The organism is Robinsoniella sp. RHS (assembly GCF_001029355.1).
In the GTDB taxonomy this organism is placed as follows: domain Bacteria; phylum Bacillota; class Clostridia; order Lachnospirales; family Lachnospiraceae; genus Robinsoniella; species Robinsoniella peoriensis.
Genome location: NZ_JNGB01000035.1, coordinates 35,470 through 57,018, shown reverse-complemented (window position 1 = coordinate 57,018; position 21,549 = coordinate 35,470). Strand labels below are relative to the sequence as shown.

The 21,549-nt window shown below is 40.3% G+C and carries 13 protein-coding genes; 3 read left to right on the top strand and 10 right to left on the bottom strand.

The window, feature by feature from the left end; genetic code table 11:
• Positions 1 to 225 precede the first annotated feature (225 nt).
• From RHS_RS16460 to RHS_RS16445, 4 genes are all read right to left on the bottom strand, one after another.
• Positions 226 to 1,092, bottom strand: coding sequence for a carbohydrate ABC transporter permease (locus RHS_RS16460; RefSeq protein WP_052430854.1), 867 nt, complete (start codon positions 1,090 to 1,092; stop codon positions 226 to 228).
• Positions 1,092 to 1,982: a carbohydrate ABC transporter permease gene (locus tag RHS_RS16455; RefSeq protein WP_027292507.1), complete on the bottom strand. Its 891-nt coding sequence runs from the start codon at positions 1,980 to 1,982 to the stop codon at positions 1,092 to 1,094. Before RHS_RS16455 ends, RHS_RS16460 begins: the two co-directional genes overlap by 1 nt.
• Before the next feature lie 126 nt (positions 1,983 to 2,108).
• A complete protein-coding gene (locus RHS_RS16450) occupies positions 2,109 to 3,533 on the bottom strand; it encodes an ABC transporter substrate-binding protein (protein ID WP_047833797.1) in 1,425 nt (474 codons plus the stop codon).
• Positions 3,534 to 3,730: 197 nt separating this feature from the next.
• On the bottom strand, positions 3,731 to 8,944 hold the full coding sequence (locus tag RHS_RS16445) for a bacterial Ig-like domain-containing protein (RefSeq protein WP_047833796.1): 5,214 nt from the start codon (positions 8,942 to 8,944) through the stop codon (positions 3,731 to 3,733).
• A gap of 176 nt (positions 8,945 to 9,120) precedes the next feature.
• Here RHS_RS16445 and RHS_RS16440 point away from each other — a divergent pair, with 176 nt between their 5' ends.
• The 3 genes from RHS_RS16440 to RHS_RS16430 all read left to right on the top strand — a co-directional run bounded on the left by RHS_RS16440 (position 9,121) and on the right by RHS_RS16430 (position 12,747).
• Positions 9,121 to 9,312 carry a hypothetical protein gene (locus tag RHS_RS16440; RefSeq protein WP_047833795.1) on the top strand — a complete coding sequence of 64 codons (192 nt, stop codon included), beginning with the start codon at positions 9,121 to 9,123 and terminating at the stop codon, positions 9,310 to 9,312.
• A gap of 524 nt (positions 9,313 to 9,836) precedes the next feature.
• Positions 9,837 to 10,688 (top strand): helix-turn-helix domain-containing protein, encoded by an 852-nt coding sequence (locus tag RHS_RS16435; protein ID WP_047833794.1) that lies wholly within the window; start codon positions 9,837 to 9,839, stop codon positions 10,686 to 10,688.
• Positions 10,681 to 12,747, top strand: a complete 2,067-nt coding sequence (locus RHS_RS16430; protein ID WP_047833793.1) for a 3'-5' exonuclease — start codon at positions 10,681 to 10,683, stop codon at positions 12,745 to 12,747. The genes RHS_RS16435 and RHS_RS16430 overlap by 8 nt, the downstream gene beginning before the upstream one ends.
• A gap of 199 nt (positions 12,748 to 12,946) precedes the next feature.
• Here the strand turns inward: RHS_RS16430 and RHS_RS16425 are convergent, their stop codons facing one another.
• From RHS_RS16425 to RHS_RS16400, 6 genes are all read right to left on the bottom strand, one after another.
• Positions 12,947 to 13,837, bottom strand: coding sequence for a DUF6056 family protein (locus RHS_RS16425; RefSeq protein ID WP_047833792.1), 891 nt, complete (start codon positions 13,835 to 13,837; stop codon positions 12,947 to 12,949).
• Positions 13,838 to 13,842: 5 nt separating this feature from the next.
• Positions 13,843 to 14,523 carry a glycosyltransferase family 39 protein gene (locus tag RHS_RS16420; protein ID WP_047833791.1) on the bottom strand — a complete coding sequence of 227 codons (681 nt, stop codon included), beginning with the start codon at positions 14,521 to 14,523 and terminating at the stop codon, positions 13,843 to 13,845.
• A gap of 274 nt (positions 14,524 to 14,797) precedes the next feature.
• Positions 14,798 to 16,471: an AAA family ATPase gene (locus RHS_RS16415; RefSeq protein WP_047833790.1), complete on the bottom strand. Its 1,674-nt coding sequence runs from the start codon at positions 16,469 to 16,471 to the stop codon at positions 14,798 to 14,800.
• Positions 16,472 to 16,720: 249 nt separating this feature from the next.
• The gene (locus RHS_RS16410) at positions 16,721 to 18,085 is read right to left on the bottom strand and encodes an ABC transporter substrate-binding protein (protein WP_047833789.1); all 1,365 of its coding nucleotides are present in this window, start codon (positions 18,083 to 18,085) and stop codon (positions 16,721 to 16,723) included.
• The gene (locus RHS_RS16405) at positions 18,082 to 19,704 is read right to left on the bottom strand and encodes a helix-turn-helix domain-containing protein (RefSeq protein ID WP_047833788.1); all 1,623 of its coding nucleotides are present in this window, start codon (positions 19,702 to 19,704) and stop codon (positions 18,082 to 18,084) included. Before RHS_RS16405 ends, RHS_RS16410 begins: the two co-directional genes overlap by 4 nt.
• On the bottom strand, positions 19,677 to 21,482 hold the full coding sequence (locus tag RHS_RS16400) for a histidine kinase (RefSeq protein WP_047833807.1): 1,806 nt from the start codon (positions 21,480 to 21,482) through the stop codon (positions 19,677 to 19,679). Before RHS_RS16400 ends, RHS_RS16405 begins: the two co-directional genes overlap by 28 nt.
• Positions 21,483 to 21,549 lie beyond the last annotated feature (67 nt).

Genomic DNA, 21,549 nt, shown 5'->3' with positions numbered 1-21,549 from the left:
CACCTCTTTATATAGCTGGTAGTCCGCTATACTGCCACAATAAATGATTTGAAAGATTTATCCAGTGGCATCCTTCCTCATTATTTTCTTTCAATTTTTACCCAATGAATAGCGCAAGATGGCTTGTTCTATTCCAAAATCAGCAGTGTGAAAGCGATTTTCTTTCACACTTAACCAAATGACTAGCACAGTCTGGGTTGTGCTCCTCTGCTATACTGCAAAAATTCAGCCCTTTACAGCTCCTACTGTCATTCCTTTAATAAAATACTTCTGCAGGCAGATAAACAATATCGCTATGGGAAGAACCGATATAACAATCGCCGCCATAGCCGTGGTATAATCACTGGACTGTGCAGAAAACAGGGACTGGATTGCAACTGTCAACGTTTTTAACTGTTTCTTGCTCACATAGAGGCTTGCCAGCAGATAATCATTCCAGATCTGGAATGACTGCATGATTACCAGTGTAGCCATAGCAGGTTTCAGCAGCGGCAGAACGATCTTATAATAAGTTTTAAATACGGAGCAGCCGTCAATACGAGCGGATTCTTCCAGCTCAACCGGCACAGTTGACATGAAACTGTTCATCAGGAAGACACCGAATGATACTCCTGTGGCTATATACATAAAGATAATTCCGATTCTGGTATTTGTCAAATGCATATTGAAACCTATAATGTAGATTGGTAAAAATAATGCCTGGTAAGGAATCAAAATTCCTATTATAAAATAGATATAGCAGAATTTGAAAAATTTGTGATTGCATCTGGCAATTGCCCAGGCAGTTGTTCCGCACAGCAGTGCCAGTATTAATACGCTGATTGCTGTATATAGAAACGTATTTCCAAAAGTTGTTACCAGATTCAGCTTTTTAAATGCCTGTACATAGTTATCCAGGCTGAAATTTTCGGGCAGTGCAATGGGGCTGCTCAGATAGAGCTCTTTTTTTGTTTTAAAGGAATAATTCAAAATCATGAATATCGGTGCCATAAAGACAATTGCACACAGACTCATTACGATTTGAATGATGAAGGTGCTTTTTGTATATGGCTGGGAAGGTGTATCATCTTTTTCTTTTTTTCTTCCTAACATTATGCCTGCACCTCCTTTTTCTTTAATCCTTTAACCTGTATCAGCGCTACCAGAAATAATACCAGGACAAGTGTTACTGACATTGCCGAACCATAACCATACTGCCGCCCGTTAATTGCCGTAGTATAAGTCTGATAAATAATGGATGTGGATGCCCTTCCCGGACCACCCTTTGTGGATGAAACCAACAAATCATACACTTTTAAGGAACCTGTTGTGATACCTACCACGCAGATTGTGATTGCAGGTGCAAGCATCGGAATCGTAACATTAAAAAATCTTTTCACCGCTCCGGCCCCATCCACTTTGGCTGCTTCATAAAGTTCTGACGGAATTGACTGCAGTCCAGCCAGATAAATCAGCATCCAGTAACCGATCCACTGCCAGTTATTCGCTATCAATAATCCTGACAATACTGTTTTCCCGTCTCCAAACAACATAAAGTTGATATTGGTTCCAAGTGCATCATTGATTGCCGGCAGTACATTGGAATACATTTTCAGCCATACAAAACCTACGATGACCGCACTGATCAGGCAAGGCACAAAGAATGCGGTACGGTAAATTTTCTGACCTTTAATTCCACTGTCCAGAGCTACTGCAAATAAAAGTGCTACAATATTCTGGATGACGGTATTGCCAATAGTAAATAATATTGTGAACCACCATGCCGACCTGAAATCGGAATCCTGAAACAGGTCAATATAATTTTTTAATCCTACAAATGGCTTCACCGCAGACATACCGTCCCAGCTGGTGAGAGAATACCGAAATGCCATTAACATTGGTATAATTAATCCGATCGTAAAAATAATAAAACCCGGCAGAACCAGTATCAGGTATTGGCGGAACAGTTTTTTATCCATGCTTTTTTTCTTATATTTAGTCATTATTTCCGCTTCCTTTCATTGAAAAGTGTAAAAGACAGCGGGGGAAAATTCCTTTTCCCCCGAAGCCTGCTATAAAGTGTGCTCCAGCCGGACAGTGCTGTCACTATTGTTAATGTCCGGAAGGAATTAGTTTGCTGAGCTGGCATCTACCCTTGCATCAGACGCTTTCAGGCATTCTTCAAAAGTCTCATCTCCCTGAAGCCATGCTGCGATATCTTTTGCATTCTCTTCCTGGAATCCGCCCCATACCAACTGGTTATTTCCAAGAGTTACGTCTACGATCATACCATCAGCTGCATACTGATCAATATCTTCCTGGCTGGGATTTGTAAAGGTTGGTGATACATCTTTTAACATGGATGCTGTCTTGGTATAGTCATAGATTTCTACTGCAAGATCCTGGTCAGATGTAAGTACATCCAGTACACAGTTGATCGCATTTTGATTTTCGCTCTTTGCACTTGTCATAACTGTGATATTTGGTTCGAATATTAATTTGGAATCTCCGGTCTGATTCGGGAATGGGAAAATGCCAAAGTCAAAGTTCTCATCAATATCCAGGAAATTCTGAATGGACCAGGATCCGGAAACTTTCATTGCCGCTTCGCCTAATACCATTTTTGCGTCACAATCTGTCTGTTCCATGGAGAATGTATTTTCAAATGTGTTGTCAAAGATTAATTTGTTATTCTGATAAGCCGCCTGCATTTCTGTGCTGTCGCTGAAGGATACTTCTCCTGCCCTGAATTTATTTCCCCATTCAGGATCTTTGTTAAATACATCATTCATGGCAAACTGCATGGTTACATTTCCGATAGACCAGGTATCCACCATATGGCTTGCAAATGGGGTAATGTTTTTCGCTTTACAGTCGTCAATTATTTTCTGCAGGTCGTCCATTGTCTTAGGAACTTCCCATCCGTTGTCTTTGAACATAGTCTTGTTATAATAAACACCCTGGTAAAGTGCATTGTAAACCATACCATAAGTCTTGCCGTCAATCGTTACATTTTCTCTGGCTGCATCCAGCCCTCTGTCCAGGTATGTACTGTCGATTTCTCCCAACACACCCTGGGGTGCATAAGTGGCTACATCCTGAGCCTTTCCGATCATGATATCCGGCAGCCCTGACTGCATGTACTGCTGCATTTTAGGCTGAAAATCATTTCCCCAGTCTACACATTCCCATTCCAGTTTAACATTTGGGTATTTCTCAGCTAATGCTGCATCAATCATATCTTCAATACCTGCATCCGTGGTTGACTGTCCTGCCAATACGGAAAGGGTTACTTCTTCCTCCGGATTAACAGCTGCTGCACTGCCCTCTGCTTTTGTCTGGGGTTCTGCCGCATCTGTCTTTGCTTCTGTCTTCGCTTCCGTCACGGCATCTGTCTTTGCTTCTGTTTTCGCTTCTGTTTTCGCTTCTGTCTGCCCCTCTGTCTTCGCCTCGCTTTTGGCTTCTGTTTCCTTTGCTCCTCCACCGCAGCCTGCCAGCATGGAAGCTGTCATAGATGTAATTAACATAAAACTGATCACTGTTTTCTTCTTCATTTTTTATTCCTCCTTAGGACTTGTCTTTGTTATGTCTAAATTATATCTTTTTCAATTAGGTGGGAGGTAGGACAAAACGGAAAAAATAAGTTGTACAATTTTGAAAATTAAAAATCTTTTTGTTTTATGTGTTACCAAAAACCGGGAGCCAGTTCATGTATCACCATGAACCGGCTCCCGTTTATGCACATCTTATTTCAATTTGATACTCTTAACAGCCGACCAGCTGCCATTGACTTTTTCCCTTTTACGGTACGGTACCCCCGCACTTTTACATAATAGGTTTTGCCTTTTTTAAGATTTTTTATGGTATATCCGGTACTGCTCTTTTTCACCTTAACCGTTTGATATCCGGAGCTTTTTTTGGTGGAGTAAGCAATCTGGTAACCGGAGGCACCACTCACCTTTTTCCAGGACACGCGCAGACTGGTGGATGATGATTTTTTCAGAGTTACAACAGGTGCCGCTACTTTTGTCTTCACACTTACTATGTTGGAATAATCGGAGTACTTTGTCTGACCCTCCGCTTTTTTGTATGCTTTTACTTTATAGTAATAGGTGCGGTTAAACACACGCCTGGTGTCTTTATATGTTATGACAGAGCCTTTGGTGATGGTTTTTACCTTGTTGTATTTTCCTTTTTTCGTTGTGGAGCGGTAAATGACATAGCCATCCGCATCACTGACTTTATTCCATTTTACCTGAATACTATTATAACCAGCCGATGACGCTTTTACCTTTGGTGACTGAACTGCTTTATCCGGTGAAGGTTCCGGTTGCGTAGTTTTCTCCTGAATATACAGATCTACATTTGCAGTATATCCCTGATAGCCTATGGTAAGGGTTATTTTACCGCCTTTACCTGAATCAAATCCCGCTATCGTATAATCGGATACCGTTTTGGTGGTCCCGTCACTGTAAAGCGCAGTCACCCACAGAGAGGATTTATCAAATGCTTCCCCGGTCATATAGACTGCCTTATTTACCCATGCAGTAATATTCCTTAATACAGGATCCGGTATTGGTGCTACCGATACTTCTACTGTAAATGCTGCGGATTTACCCATATAAGAAACCGTGATTTCTTTCGTTCCCGCGGTATCAAAATCATACCCGCTTAAGGTATACGCATCATCTGCCAGCACTTTTTTATTTCCTTTTGTATCCTCAGCTGTAACAACAAGTCCGGACGGATCAAAACCGTCTCCTACATAATAAGACATCCGGTCCGGCGTCTTCGTAATTTCAATACGGGCGATTGCGTTCAGCTTATCTGCTGCATTTTCCAGGCGGCTTTGAACTGCTTCCACACTCTCCTGGCGTACCTGGTCTTTATTCAGAATAAAGGCTGCATTTTCCATAGAGATCAGGAACTCGTTCCAGTCCTCATCAGATGTAATTCCCTGTCCGGTCTCCTCTTCATAATGCTCATATTTCTTAAATAAACTATCCAATTCATCTTTATGGACTGCTTTTTCCAGTTTTTCTACTGCTAATTCCAGATCGTAGAGTGCATTATTCACATCATTCATGGTAATATCATCAGAACCAATGATCCCTTCGGCATATTCATAAGCACTGGCAAACGCTGTCCAGGTATCCTGATCATAGTCTTCTTCCTTCAGATCATAATATTTGTCAACTGCTGCCTGTAATTCGTTGGTATCCGCCTGATTCATGATATTGATGTAGCTGATCACAGGTCCCCAAACGGCATTTGCTGCACAGGAAGTCTGTATTACCAGCTGACCGTTTTCATCTGGTGTGGCCTTTGCTTTAATGATATATGGATTGTTGGAATCATTAGAAGCCTTAAAACCGTCTTCAATTACTTCGTTATTAAATGTCAGCTTCATTGTTCTGGGGTTCCCTGCATTTGTCCAGTTAGCCGGCACATAATATCCCACTTCCACATCATAAGTGGTTCCTGCATCCAGGTCAAACTGATATTCAACTCCTATATCGTCCACACTCTGATCCTTCGCATAGCGGAATGATTTGGATTTGGGTGATGCATCGGTAGCACCATCATTTTCACATGGCCATGTCTTCTCACCGGTTAAGAGATTCGGATACCGGTCATTATACACATAATTATCTACCACGCCCCATTTGTATCCGGTTGCGGGATCTTCCCCATAGAACTGGTCTGTTACCGTATTTCTGGAACCAAAGCTGTCTCCCGAACTTACCGTAGATGGGTCAACATCTCCCGCATTTACTGCGTATACATACTCCAGCTGTTTCTTCTGGGTTTTATAATCTTTAACTTCATAATAAGCTTGCACATCCATGTCTTTCTGCACATCGGTGATGCGGACAATTCCTCCATCTGCCGTCAGCTGATCCATGATACTTTCTCCACCGGCAAAAGCTTCCGTTAGAGAACACCCCTGATTAGCTGTAAAGGTCAGTATTACGTCCTCTCCTTTTTGTACATTAGTTCTGTCTGCGTTTACCTGGCCTCCGTCTGTAGACTTTGTGGTGACTTTACAGGTAGTATTTTCTTCCACAGCAGTTTCACCTGTGGTTTTATAAATTTCAAACTTATCAAAATTGGGGGTGTAATTTGTCAATACGCCATAATCAATGTTCTCCGGACGGTGTTCCCATTTTCCTTCTTTCAGCACTCCATTTGTAACGACCTTGGAATTGTCATTGAAAATACGAATTGTATTATCTCCGGCTTTCAGGCTTACATCTACTACCTGTGCACGGAATGTTTCATCGCTGTAAGTATTTCTGAATACATATTTTACTGCTTCACCGCTGTTTACAGAGAAGGATGCATAGCGTTCCGTCATCTGTGCATTATAGTCATGCTTTCCAAACAGCTCACCGCTGGATTGATAAACAGCCATTTTATAAGCGCCGTCTTCGGGCACATTTACGTGAAGTACCAGACTGTTCTGATCTGCAGCTTCTCCCAGGTCTTTCACACGTCCCAAACCAAGGATGGTAAAGTCTGGATCATCTTCCGGAATTAATTCTACGCTGTTTGCAGCCTTAATACCGCTTACATAACCGCCTTCTGATGCAAATGCCTGTACATTCCGGCTGTTTCCCACTTCTGCTGCTCCTGTCAGTTCTCCCGATTCTGCCTCTACCACGGATACTGGCTGGCTGTCTCCGGCAAGTCTTACATTTACATAATCCAGATTTACGCTGCCGTCAGCATCAATATCCAGTATGTTAATTCCTTTTTGCAGGAAAACGGTCTGGTATGCTTTCATCCAGTTATCACCGGTTGCCACAAGTGCAATGGATGCCCGCAGATTGCCCAGGTTCACTGCATCATTATCAATATAAATATTGGCTGTCCCATCCTGTTCTGCCGAATAATTCAGGGAAATGGTATACATACCGTTTTCAGGAACGACTACGTTAAAGCGGACACCGCCGCCCTCTGTAACTTTGCGGTCTCCAAGTCCGGTTATATAGCCTCTTGCGCCTTCCTTTACTGTTGTAAGGGTTGTCTGCTCACCCATCAACTCATTAAATTCTCCCAGTTCCGCTTCATATGTCGTATTATACTGGGTATCTTCTTCCTCTGTTCCTTTGTAAGTCAGGTAAACACAGTCCGGAGTCGCCTTACCCTGGCTGTCGGAACCTGCAATTTTCAGTGTATGGTTACCGGCTGTCAGTTTCAGATACGTGCTGTACATACCTCCCATTGACCAATGCAGGGTATTGGGAAGCTCCATTTGTATCGTTTCATTGCCATCAACGGTCAGAGTCTGAATCGCCGTATATGGCGTGTTCTTGTCCGGATCTCCGGTATTTACACCGGTTGCCGCAGAATAAACCATATCGTATTTATAGTAACCGTCTTTTGGAACAGATACATTTAAAGTTACACTGTCATTTGCGGTGTCTACGTAATCCACTTTTTTTCTGTTGGAGCACGCATAGAACTGATCCGCACTTCCAATTTTGGCATTTCCGCCCAGAATACCATCTTCTGCCTCATACAGTGCTTTCCAGGTGCTGCTAAGAAGCCCGGCTGCCTCATCATCACTTGCCTGAGTCACCGTTACACGGTATCCGCTCATAGAATTCATGTCGCTCATGGGAATTGTTACGGTTCCGTTCTCTACAGTCGCAGCGCCTTCTTTTACCGTACGCGGCTCATCTGCAACACCATGGAAACCGGTGTAATCCGTAGCTTCTACCTTTACATGGACTTTTGACGTCTCACCAAAAGTCTGTGTACTGTCTAAGTTGTCCAGCACAATATTTGCATTTCCGCTTTTTCCGCCAAAAATAACATTTGCGCTTTTTTTGTTCTCATCAATGGATGCCGCACCATAAAAATCAGATTTTTCTGCGTTGGATGTCTGGACATTCAAATAACTGCCCGACATATCCCCATACCATTTGAACAGCCACCATGCTCCGCTGCCCTCGTTGTTATCCGCGGCAAGGCCATTTAAGTTATTGGAAAAGTGCCAGAACGGAAGGCATCCGGCAACATCGTAATCCTCGAACAAGCCTATCCAGCGAACCAGATTGCCGGGTGAGGCGCATTCATAACGGTCTGCATACTCATTAATTACAATTTCCCTTGGGGTAATATCCACCCCGTATTTCTCCTGGTTTTCCTCGGTAAGGTACTTCGCCTCAAGACTGCGGTAATGATCGTACTCATTGCCAAAGTTGTTAAACTGCCAGGTGGATAAGTCGTGCCAGGAGATAATCTGCGGCATACAGCTATGTTCTACGCAAAACTTAATGTATTGCTCCATAACTGAATTATTGTAGCCAGCCAGGTTAAGCCCTGCTGTCTTTGGTTCTGTCTCTATGCCGTTTTCCCGGTATACTTCTCTGAGGGCGTTAACCATGTCATTCCAGAACCAGAACATACTATTCCAGCCTGTTACCTTATTTCCTTTGTCATCATGATATTCGCCTACCCAATTTTCACTGGGTTCATTGTATAATACATAGACTGCTTCATCCTGGATACCCTGATCGATACAAGCCTGAGCCTGCATTTTCAGAATTTCCAGATAGTACTCTGTACCGGTAAACTCATAGAACCAAAGGGCATAATAATCCGGTACATAGATCTGAATATGCTTGCCGCCTGAATCCAGAAATGTCTTCGCCGTATCCAGAACATCACCGTTGGGATGCTGCATGCCATTTGGCGCTTTCTGCACAGCCGTGTTGGGTTTTAACGGTGTAATCATATTGGATGTTGGAACCTGGTCATCTCCCTGTCCGTAAAGCCATCCGGTAGCCCCATGCTTCAGTGCCCGCCCTTGCGAGGACATATCCACCGTTAAAACAGGACTGTTTTCATTACCTGCAGCCTGCGCCGTCAAAGACGCCGTGGGTACTCCCGATGTCACAACCATAGCTGCTGCTAAAACTGCCGACAATAGTTTCTTAACTGCTTTCTTCTTCATTTTCTTCCTCCTTGCAATTTGATAGCTTTATTTTAACAGCATTGCAAAATGTTCTTGTAGGACAAAATTGAAAAACAGACTTGTACTTTCTTGTGAATATTTGGAAAATTCGGTGGAACACTAAGGTGTGTTGACTCACTCAAAGAACAGTCGTATATAAAACAGGAGGTGACCCCATGACAGATAATGAATTATTGCAGGCAATCACAAGCATCATACAGCCAATGAAAGATAATATTGAAAATATAAAGGAACAACTGGCATCTATGGAAAAAACCGATGATGAATTACAGGAGAATCTGAGCAGGGTGGAGAAAAATATCTTAGAATCGCAGCAAAAAATAAATGAATTTGACCGGCAGAATTAGAATCTGTTTGGATTTCCGCGGTTTGAAGTTTATTTATTGATATTGTTTGTATGTATGTATATAATTAGAGATGATGAGAATAAGAAGGCGGTTTACGCATTTGCAGCTTAACCCGCTGATGCTTAAAATCCGGTGGTATTACCTTCTGTTAGCTCCACATTGGTTTACTCTATTGGTAACAATAGCATTATGAACGGATTGCGCGGGGTTAGCGGCAGCGTAAAAGATAAATATGGATTTAACCGGATAATTTCAGCCTTGAAATCAAAATAATTATCATGCCACTGCTGTCCAGCGGTAACACAAAAACCATTTTTGGTGAAGCAGAATTACATTGCCAGAAAAAAACAAATAGCTTAACGACGGTTTTGAAACGATCAAAGCCGCCGTTTTTATTTTATAAAGCAAGAACTTGTGTAAAAAACTCATTTTAACCCACCCGGAAAAACAGCAAGAATGATTAAAAATAAGCCGTACATTTTTGTTATAATCTTAAATTATTGCAGTTGAAAGGAGGAGAAAGAATGCAGAATAAGAGCATTGAAAAAATTATATCCGCTATTGATTATATCGAATCACACTTGTCAGAAAAAACCGATCTGGATGTGGTTGCTAACGCCGTCCACTATTCAAAGTACTATTTACACCGCACATTCACTACCAGTGTCGGTCTTACTATTCATGAATACATCCAGCGGAGAAAATTAACAGAAGCAGCTAAATTATTGGTATTTTCTGATAAATCGATATTGGAAATTGCCCTGATTGCAGGATATGAGAGCCAGCAGGCATTTACAAATATTTTTACTGCGATGTACAAGCAGCCTCCTAATAAATACAGGGAAAACGAAAAATTTTACCCGCTGCAATTAAAATTTGAGTTTAAAGGGAGGTATCATATGCTTCACAGTGATAAAAAACCTGCATGGGAAGTTACTTTTGCATCAAAAGAAGATATTCCATGCTGGATGGATTTAGTCCGGCTTGTTATTGATGGTTTTCCTCATTTGTATGAAGAAGAATATATTCAGGTACTTAAACAGCGAATCGACACAAAGCAGGCATTGATCTTAAAAGATGGCGGAATTGCAACGGGAATTATGCTTTTTTCTTATCAGAACGGAAGCATTGATTTCATGGGGACCCACCCGCTCTATCGTAAAAAGGGCGTTCCCAAGGCTTTTCTGGATAAAGTAATGAGTGAACTGCTAAAAGGGAAAGACATCAGCATTACCACCTACAGAGAAGGTGACAGGGCGGACACCGGACATCGCAGAGAAATTCTGGAGCTGGGTTTTGCAGAGGCGGAGCTGTTGGTAGAATACGGCTATCCCACTCAACGATTTGTATTGCCGGGGGAGGGGAAAAATGTCTAACGATCTGAATAATGAAATTCCTTTTCCGGATGAAATCACCCACCTGGCTGAAATTAACGAAAAACTGAAAGACGCTCTGCAGGAAGCGGAATCGAAAGTAGACCGGCTGGATAAAGACTATATGGAAGCCAAACGCTACATGGCAGATTACCGTGGTGAAATTGACCCCCACGAAATGTTTCAGAATGAACTTGCTTTAAAGCAAATAGACCACATTGGAGCATTTGCGGTAGGAGTACGGGATAAAATATACAAACTGAAAGATTCCCCATATTTTGCCCGCATTGATTTTTGCCCGGAAGAAGAAGACCATGCAATGAAGCATTATATTGGCCGCTTCACATTCAGCCATGAGAATAAACTCCTTGTCTTCGACTGGCGTGCGCCCATAGCCGGCATGTTTTATGACTATGAGACAGGTCCTGCAGGATTTGATGCCCCCTCCGGAAGGGTAAACGGCAATTTAACCCGCAAACGCCAGTTTAAAATCAAAAATGGGAAGCTGGAGTATGCTCTTGAAAGCTCCGTTAATATTCAGGATGATGTCTTACAACGGGAACTTAGCCACACCTCAGATGAAAAGATGAAATCTATTATTTCCACTATTCAAAAAGATCAAAACCGCATTATCCGAAATGAAAAATCCGGAACATTGATCATCCAGGGTGTTGCCGGGTCAGGAAAAACCTCTATCGCACTGCACCGGATTGCTTTTCTGCTCTATCGATTTAAAGACCGGCTGTCCGCCAAAAATATCACGATACTATCCCCTAATAAAGTTTTTGGCGATTATATTTCCAGCGTCCTGCCCGAGCTTGGAGAGGAACCTATTTATGAATCCGGATTTGCTGATATCGCTGAAATTCAGTTAGAAGGAGTGATTGGATTTGAACCTGACCATGATCCGCTGGAGTCAAAGGATGAATCCTGGAACAGAAGAGTCCGTTTTAAATCAACACTTGAATTTGTCCGGCTTATGGACAAGTATATCGGACAGATGCATGACCAGATATTCCAACCCACAGATTATACTTTTGGACCATTTACCGCTAAATCTAATTGGATACATGCACGCTACCATGCCTACGGCAGCTACCCTGTAAAGAAGCGTCTGAGAATGATCGCAGAAGATATCCGTGACCGCTTTGAGACCGATAATATCATGGAACATGATTTACCCAGGATCAACTCCATACTGAAAAGTCTGAATACTATGCTTAAAATTAAAAATACACTTTCACTATACCGGGAATTCTACAGACAGCTGAAAGCTTCGGACATGCTTGTAATGGCGTCCGGCAAGACTCTGGAATGGGCCGATGTATATCCATTTCTATACCTTCACGGGGCATTTGCCGGGTTGCAGGAAAGTAAAAGGATCAAACATCTGGTTATTGATGAAATGCAGGATTACACGCCCATCCAATATGCGGTCATCAATATTTTGTTTAAATGCCAGAAAACAATACTGGGGGACTTTGGCCAGTTTATCAATCCAAACCATGTGCATACATTGGAGGATTTAAAGGCATTATATGAGGATGCCGAACTAATCGAACTAAATAAAAGTTACCGGTCTACATATGAAATTATAACCTTTGCCAAACGCATACAGCATGTGATATCCCTGGAACCTATGGAACGCCACGGTGATTCCCCTGGCCTGATACAATGCAGCAGCAGCTCAAACGAAATCAAACGAATCCAAATGGAAATTGAACAGTTTCTGAAACGTGAAAATGCTTCTCTTGGAATCATAACCAAGACAAATCAGGCAGCAAAAGTTCTCTATGACCAGCTTGCAGCAACTTGCCCTTGCCCTATACATCTGATTACACCGGAAAGTACTAATTTTATTAACGGGGTATCCATCACCTCTATCCAGATGTCAAAAGGTCTTGAATTTGATGAAGTCATCATTCCTGAGGCAGACAGGAAAACCTATACTACTGCATATGACAGAAACCTGCTTTATATTGCCTGCACGCGGGCGATGCACCGTTTGACGCTGATGTTTGTGGGGGAGATGACCGAATTGATTGGAAAAAGGGATGACTAACGTAAAATTTTATTCGCCTTGATGAAAAATATAAAAAGAGAACACTACTTTGTGTTAAACTGTATTAGGCGACCAAACCAAATACATACAAAAGAAGTGTTCTCTATGATTAACAGTATAATATATTTTGAAGAAAAATGCATCCATAAATTTATAAAATTGGAAAAACCTAAAATGAAACTAATCTATTTTTCACGTCTTACTCTAACTCATAAACACTCCCATAAGATACTTTATATAATAGTGTACTGGTTTTAAAATTTTTATTTTTAGATAAAATTTTATTGACCATCTTATCCTGATTTAATGAGTCACTTACATAAACCTGCATCTTATCAAAACCTGTAATATCTATATTCTCTAGTTTCTTAAGATTCTTTTTTGATATATAAATTATTGATTCATTATAAGATAATTCAAAATAACTTCCCATTAGCTTCCACTGCTTACCATCATAGATGCAAATCATTGGTTCATCTTTGTGTTGTTTTGCGATATCAATTATATTCTCTTCCTCCAGAAATAAATAGGACATCCCTTGTTTATAACTGGAATAAAAAGATAATAAACATATAAGGCTGACTATGGTCAATACTATAGTGTTTGCCCTGCCTCTGAATATGGTTATCATACTACGAAATAAAATGCCTGTAAGTCCGATTATAATAAATGGATAAATACAGAATATATAACGAGGTGTCTGGAATGGAGATATTTTAATGACCAATATTGTATATGCCAAAACAGTGAAAATAACCATCATCACTTTGCCTTTAAAAAAACAAACTACAGTCTTCTTTTTCAAGTCTTTTATATTCATTAAAATTGCTATTACCGCTAATATTATTATAATAAATGCAAAAATTCCAAACTTATTCCCAAAGAAACTATTTTTGAATATCTCCAAATATTTATCAAGGCGCTCAAAAAAATCTCCTCCTTTAGCAAGGTTTTCAAATGACTGCTCTCCCCTGTAACCATCGCCAAAGATTTGATTAAGCATTGCTGGAAATACTGCTATGGATATTATCCCTGCCGCAGCAAGGGTAAAAATATACCCAACCACATCCTTCCATCTTTTTTTTATCAATAGATTTATTCCAAAATAAAGACAAAGAAAAACAAAAATATAAGAAAATAGTATTGTGTCAATGTCCCCAGAACTGTAATACACAATAAAGCCACATAAAAAATTTTATCCAGCTTCTTCTTGTCATAGTATAATAAGAATAGCCACACCACCGCTAATATCCAAATATTTAAAAGGATATACATTCGTAAAAACATGATACTGTTAATGACGGCCGGACATATTGAAAAAAGAACTGTAGACAAAAAAACTGCTTTTTTATCTTTTAAAAGTTCTTTTGACACTAAATAAACCAATATTGTCACAACTAGAGAAAAAAATATATTAACTCCTAATCCTATCCATTTTGTAAATACCTCAGGAAGAAAAGAAGAAATTGTGTGTATAAAAAAATAGTACAATGGTGGATGGACATCTTCTGCCTGGTTCCTCCAAACCATCTCATAATCAAATCTGTTATCCTTATTAGTTGTATAATGTTCTGTAAATGGACTGCCGCCAGAATAGATTCTGCCATCTTCTATGAAGTCATTGGCACGTTCCTGACCGTTAGATAATGCATATGTATAAAATTCATCTATGTGAAATCCTACTTTTTGATTCCCAAAATAAATATAAATTAGGCTTTGCAAAATAAGAACCACTAATATGCCTACAATTATTTTACCATGTTTTTTCTTTTCCATCAGATATTTACTCCGTTATTATTTTTTCTATTATCTGTTTTCCTGGAGCATGTTTTAGAAATTCTTGCACCAGTCTGACCTTCCCACCTGATGGGATCAGCCAGAACAGCATTTTTCTTTACAAACAAAATTGAACGTTCCTTCACTTTCAGATAGGCATTGGCCATATATTGTCCTAGTATCCCTATACAAAATAATTGAATACCACCAATAAATAAAGTAATACAGGCCAAAGATGGCCAGCCAGCAACCGGATGGCCTTATAATTTTAACACTATTTTTTAACTCTCACCAGACAATTTTTCTTACAGAATGCTATACCGTATTTAATAATATCTTCATACCCTTCTTCTATCAGTTCATCATCATAGTGTTTTACTTCAATCTGATTCAAGGCTTCCTGGCACTTATCTTCCATCTTCCGGGGACTGGCAGTGCACTTTAATTCTAGGATGACGGCCTTTTCGTTAAAATCCGGATGACGAATGATAATATCACTGCGTCCATCTCCACTTTCCCTGTTTGATTTGACATAATAATCACTCATTCCGGAAAGGCATCCCAACAGAAATCCATGATAAAAGTTTTCATTATAATCTTCGTAGCTGATGGTATCTCTTAACAGCTGTTTTAATTCCTGCTCGACCTCTGCCTCATCTGATTTGATAATTGCTAAATACAAATTCTGTAAATTTCTGGATTGAATCATTTCCTGAAACCATCCCATTATCTTGTGTCTGAAAATGTAAGCTACTTCTTTATTTGGTATTTTCAATGTTATGAAATGATCTCCGTTATCATCAAATCTTTCACTTACCTTTTTGAGATACCCTGTAAAAAACATAAAATTCCATAGGTTATTGGTACTGTTGTATATTTCATCATAAGTGACATCTTCATGTACGGGCTTCTCTATTTCATCTCCCTGCATTAACATTTCCAGATCGCTCTTTGTCTGGAGATCATTTGCCTTTTCTACCATTGTACGGACTATTGAATTGGAACTGGTTGTTCCCCAATAGGATATGGGAAAACCATGTGACCCATAGTAACTGTCCTTTACATAACGCACGATACTCCAAGGATTATAGACTTCTGTGTTTCCAAACAAGTAACCGTCATACCAGTCTTTGATAGTTTCCTTCTTTTCTTCCAAACCATAATACTTCAACATATCATCCATTTCAATTTCTGTAAAACCAAAATGCTCTGAGTAGTGCACACTTAGGATTGAAATTATTTCCAGATTATTTAAGCCTGTAAAAATGCTTTCTTTTGAGATGCGCAGACAGCCTGTCATTACGGCAAATTCCAGATATTTATTAGTTTTTAACGCCGATTCAAATAAGGATCGAACAAAAGAAACCATTTCATCGTAAAATCCTCTGAAATATGCATTTTCCAAAGGAACATCATATTCATCGATCAGTATGATTACCGGCGTCTGGTAATACTCATACAGACACTTGGATAAAAGCTGTATGGAATCCAGATAAACACCTGTATCACCTTCTGCGTCTAATATCTTTAGAACACGGTCTTTTTCTGCTTCATATTTGAGTACTTCTTTCCTGTGCCTCTGAAATTCACTTGAAATTGCTCTCTTAATGCTCAAAATAGCATACTCAAAGTTTGCTTGTTTTGCACCCTTTAGTGTAAGATTAATGACGGGATACTTTCCTTGATATTTCATGTATTGTTCCCCGGTCCGGGCAATCTTTAAATCTAAAAAGATTTCTTTATTATTTTCTTCCGAAATTTCGAAGAAATATTGTAACATGCTCATATTCAGGGTTTTACCGAATCTTCTTGGCCTTGTGAATAAGTTTACTTTTCCTTTTAGATCCAGGAGTTCTTTAATCATTATACTTTTATCTACATAATAGAATTTTTTTGTTATCATCTCACAAAAATCCTCTACACCAACCGGTAATTTTTTAAGTTCCAAATACCCACCTCATCTCTATCCAACATATTTATTTGCAATCATTATGACTTTTCTATAAGTGTCATATTCTTCTTAACATATGCTGCACTATATTATTAATTATAAACATTATACCATTCTCTAATCAATCTGAAAAGGGAGACATCTGATTCTAATTTAGCTATCATTTAACCTATAATCTAACTTATAAACAACCTATAATCTAACCTATTATGTGATAAAATATAATCAATATTTTCAGCTACTCATTCAATACGCACTCTCCTCCCGTTCCCGATCCGCATATGCCAATACTTCATCCAGGGTTTTCTCACCCTGAAGCCATAAAAGCTGCTGGGCAGCCAGATCATTCTGAAAGGACCAGACAAACTGAGAGTTGCCCAGGCTCACTTCTACGACCTGGCCATTTTTCTCATATCTGTCTATGTCATCCTGAATCCTGCTGCGGCTGGCCGGTTCTACTCCTTTTACGACTGAAGCCGTCTGGGTAAAGTCCAGAATTTCACGTTCCAGTTTTTCGCTTGTCAGCAGGGTGTTGAAGATATCGTTAATCAATTCACTGTGCTTTGTTTTGGAACTTTTCATAAAGGTCATGTTTGTCTCCCTGATAAGCCGGGCATCACCATTTTCATTGGGAAATGGAAAGATTCCCAGCTCCATATTCTCGTTATACTGGCTCGTAAACTGCATGGACCAGGATCCGGTCAGATACATTGCAGCCTGTCCTTGCGTAAACCGGCTGTCACTTTCAAACTGATCAATCAATAGTGCGTCCTGCCAGCTGGCATCCAGTATCATTTTGTTATAAGACAGGCAGCGTCTTATAACCGGGCTGTCTGCAAAGTTAACCCCACCCTGCCTGAACCGGTCTCCCCATTCAGGTGTGCTGCTGAATATTTCATTCATAAAGAACTGCATGGTCATATTTCCCACTTTCCAGCTCTCCCTGAAATGGCTGGCAAAGGGTGTTACACCATTTTCTTTTAGAACTTTTATAATATCACTCAGCTCTTTCTGTGTTTCCGGCACTATCTGATTATATTTTCTGAATATCTCTTTGTTATAAATGACTCCCTGATACCAGGCATTATATGGCATTCCATACACGGCACCGTCTACCGTCACTGCTTTTAACGCTTCTGCTCTGATTCTGTCTGTATAATCCTTTGGCAGAACAGACAGATTCCCGGTATGGGCATATGCCTGAACGTCCTGTGCTTTTCCAATCATAATATCGGGAATGTCTCCTGCTGCAAACCTGCCCTGCATTTGGGAATTGAATTTTTCTCCCCAATCCACGCACTCCCACTGGAGTTTTACATTTGGATATTCTTCAGCGATAACTTCATCAATCATATCTTCTATACCTGCATCGGAAGTCGATTGTCCCGCCAGAACCGTCAGCAAAATCCCGTCTTCGTCCTGATGGTACACCGGCACTTCCTTCTGCCCGCATCCTGTAAGAAACAAAAGGACAGCTATGCACATCAGGATTATTTTTTGGCATGTTTTAAAATTGCTTTCCGTTGGCTGTACATCACAGTTTGCAGGAGAATTTGCCCGCATGAAGGGGATGCTGCGGGCTGTTTTTTTGTATACATGATATTCTCTCATACTTCCCTCTGTCCGGTAATACCCGTTCTGTAGTCTCTCGGACTTTTCCCCTCCACTTTCCGGAATACACGGCTAAAATAAGTGTAATCATCGTACCCAACCATAAAGGCAATTTCGGTAAGGCTTACCTCTTTATTATCCATAAATTCTTTTGCCTTTTCAACTCTTAATCGAGTGATATAGACCATTAAATTTTCCCCTGTTTCCTGCCGGAACATCTTGGAAAAATAGGAACTTTCCACATTGAACTGCTGAGCAAGAGAGGACAGGCTCAATTCTTCAAAGTAGTTGCTGTCTATAAACTGTACTGCCTGTTTTACTACACTTCGTATAGAGTCTGTTGCAGCTTCTCCCTGATTGGTGACGGCAAACTCTATAATGTCACAAAGCACTTCACACAGCACATCCGCATCCAGAAGTTCGATGATCTTATCTGCCACATCTGCCATATTTTCCATATCCATTAATTTTTTCGGATTTCCCTGCTCTGCGGTATAATCTGTAAAAATATTAAGAATTTTCTTGACTGTCTGCTTTACCTCCAGATATTCCCACTTTTCTTCCTGACATCTTCGCAGTCCAATAGTATCAAAGATCAATTGTTTTAACGCAGATTTATTTCCCCTTTGCAAGAGACTCTTAATCTGTTTTTCATACTCACTGCTCAACTGGTTATGAACCTTTTTCTGGTTTTCCGTGCCCCTGCCGGCAATGAGAATCTCATTTCTATTTTCGTAAATTCTGGTCATAAACAGCGCCACGGTCTGAACATATGCCATATGTATGCTGTCCATGGTATAGCTGTGCTCACTGATGCAGGCTGTTACCGGAGAATTCGCTGCCGGTGCAAGATATATGATAAGTTTTTCAGCCGCCTTCTTCAATTCTTCATTTTCGATTTCAGAAACTACAATAAACTCGTTGGATCGGAAAATATGATTAAATACCATAGAGCTCTCTTTTGAAACAATATTTTTGATTTCCTTTTTCACATGATAAGAAAGCTTATTCATATCATATTGATACTTCTTCATAAGCTCATTCAAGTTATGTATTTTAATCAGCATCAGGCTTGCGCCTGCAAAATTAATTTCACTGTTCATAGTAATGGTTGGTGTAAACGGCGTATCTTCCCGCTCCACCAAAAGGCTGAATTCACGGTCCTGTATCAGCGAGGCTGCTTTTAGCAGCTTCATTTGCCGTTCTTCTTCCTCCTGTTTTGCACACCTGCGGGTGCTGATAATTTCAAGCGCCTTCGACAGCGCATTTACCAGATCGATTTTGGTCACAGGCTTTACCAGATAGTTTATTGCCCCTGACATAAATGTATCCTTTACATATTGAAAATCATCATACCCACTTATGACGAAAGTAATTATATCAGGGTATTTGTCTTTGATAATGGACAGAAGTTCTACTCCATTTATAAAAGGCATGTTTATATCGGTTATCAGTATATCCGGCTCTTCCAGTTGGATTTTATTTAACACATCTTCCCCGTCTACTGCCGGTTCCATAAACTCTAAGGAATATTTCTCCCAACATATCATATTCCTTATTTTCTCCCTTGTCCAATACTCATCATCTGCAATCAGGACTTTATAGGCTGCTGCATCCATGAACTGACCTCCTCCATTTTTACTCTTGGTATTTTCAGATATATTCTGGTTCCTTTTCCCACCTCACTTTCCACATGGATTCCATACTCTCTGCCATACAGCATTTTCATACGGGCATTAATATTATTTAATCCGATGGAGCTTCCTTTTTCCACCAGGTTAATATCGTTTTTCTCCAGAATCTCATTCACTTTTGCAGCATCCATTCCAACTCCGTTGTCCTGCACACTGATCCATAAATTTCCCTCCCGCACCTGGGCGCAGACTATAATCTCCTTGTCCCCCCTGGTGTTGCGCAGTCCATGGTTTAAAGCATTCTCCACTAATGGCTGTATAGAAATTCTGGGAACTGTATCCTGAAGCACTGTTTCATCTATATCAAAGCTATATTTTACATTATCCCGCATCCTTACATTCATAACATAAACATAATTTTTCAGATGCACAATTTCTTTTGCTACCGTAGAAAAGGGATTTTTCATATCCAGGCTGTACCGGAAAATATTAGAAAGGGACTGGCTGAGTCCACTGACTTCGGGACAATTCTGAATCTGAGCGATACTGCTCATGGTGTCCAGGGTGTTGTACAGGAAATGTGGATTGATCTGCGCCTGAAGCGCCTTGTATTCTGCCCTGTTTAGCAGCAGCTTCGTCTCATACTCCTGGCTAATCAGTACCTCCATCTGATCCAGCATCTCGTTGAAACTCTGTCCCAGAATCCCCACCTCATCTCTGTTATGTACATCTACCCGCAAATGGGTTTCTCCGCCTTTGATCCGCTCTATGGTCTGCATCAGTTTATCCAGAGGCTTTGTCAGTCCCCGGGATACCAGAATCGTCAATATGGCAGCGGCTATAATCATAATCAATGCAATGAAAATCAGATTCTTTGTAAGCGCCTTCTGATTCTGCACCAGCAGTGACCTGGGCATAAGAGAATATGCATCCATGTTATACTTCTTCTGAGGAACCTGGAAAAACACCCGTTTCGATGTAGTTAATAATTTTGCTACATCACTGGATGATGTAGTCTGTATCTTGGCGCTGATTTCATTGTAGTATTCCACATCCTTGCCTTCCAGGCTGCCGATACTTACCGCCGGCCTGTCTCCGGATGGCTGAATCCACATAAACATGGTTTTATCCGTACTGTACTTTTCCATGATGGAACGGATAACTTTGCTGTCAATATCGCAGACCGCATATCCGATTACATCATTTAAATTGCTGTTATTATAAATCTTCAAAACCAACCGAATAATATCCGTTTCCCGGTATTGATTATAATAACTGGATATCAGCATCGTCGTATCATCCGACTCCACATACTCTTTCACAACCCCTGCGTTTTGGTTCTCCGCATCCTCATAAATATCCGTCTGATAATTATGCTTGGGCGTAACTGCCCTTCGATAAGTGCTGATAATCTCGTGCTGCGGATTGTATAGATACATTGCCACCACTCCATCTGTAGTGGCAAAATGGCTGGTGCCAAAATTATAAGCCAAACGATAAAAATCGGTTCTCAGATTTTCTATTTTCTCTTTATTTTTCAGTCCTTGAATCAAGTCTTTTTCACTGTAAATTTCGATCATATTGCTTTCCATATTTTTTACAAATCCATATATTTCGTTCTGCATGTTCTGCAGCGAAGCAAAACTTTCCTCTTTCGCCTGATTATAGATCAGACCGGATGAAGAATTTTCAAACAGGATGGTCTGTAAAATAAGTGCAAACAAAGTCAATCCCAGGCACAGGATTAATATTTTTACCCTCATCTTAAGATTTAACTCCAATCTTTTTTTCCTTTTTTCTTTGTCATGGTCTTTCATATTTAAATGGTAC

Bases quoted from the DNA above. Each gene is read 5' to 3' on its own strand.
- RHS_RS16445 (WP_047833796.1), bottom strand. From the start codon at position 8,944: ATGAAGAAGAAAGCAGTTAAGAAACTATTGTCGGCAGTTTTAGCAGCA.
- RHS_RS16405 (WP_047833788.1), bottom strand. From the start codon at position 19,704: ATGGATGCAGCAGCCTATAAAGTCCTGATTGCAGATGATGAGTATTGG.
- RHS_RS16410 (WP_047833789.1), bottom strand. From the start codon at position 18,085: ATGAGAGAATATCATGTATACAAAAAAACAGCCCGCAGCATCCCCTTC.
- RHS_RS16400 (WP_047833807.1), bottom strand. From the start codon at position 21,482: ATGAGGGTAAAAATATTAATCCTGTGCCTGGGATTGACTTTGTTTGCA.
- RHS_RS16440 (WP_047833795.1), top strand. From the start codon at position 9,121: ATGACAGATAATGAATTATTGCAGGCAATCACAAGCATCATACAGCCA.
- RHS_RS16435 (WP_047833794.1), top strand. From the start codon at position 9,837: ATGCAGAATAAGAGCATTGAAAAAATTATATCCGCTATTGATTATATC.
- RHS_RS16450 (WP_047833797.1), bottom strand. From the start codon at position 3,533: ATGAAGAAGAAAACAGTGATCAGTTTTATGTTAATTACATCTATGACA.
- RHS_RS16420 (WP_047833791.1), bottom strand. From the start codon at position 14,523: ATGGAAAAGAAAAAACATGGTAAAATAATTGTAGGCATATTAGTGGTT.
- RHS_RS16460 (WP_052430854.1), bottom strand. From the start codon at position 1,092: ATGTTAGGAAGAAAAAAAGAAAAAGATGATACACCTTCCCAGCCATAT.
- RHS_RS16430 (WP_047833793.1), top strand. From the start codon at position 10,681: ATGTCTAACGATCTGAATAATGAAATTCCTTTTCCGGATGAAATCACC.
- RHS_RS16455 (WP_027292507.1), bottom strand. From the start codon at position 1,982: ATGACTAAATATAAGAAAAAAAGCATGGATAAAAAACTGTTCCGCCAA.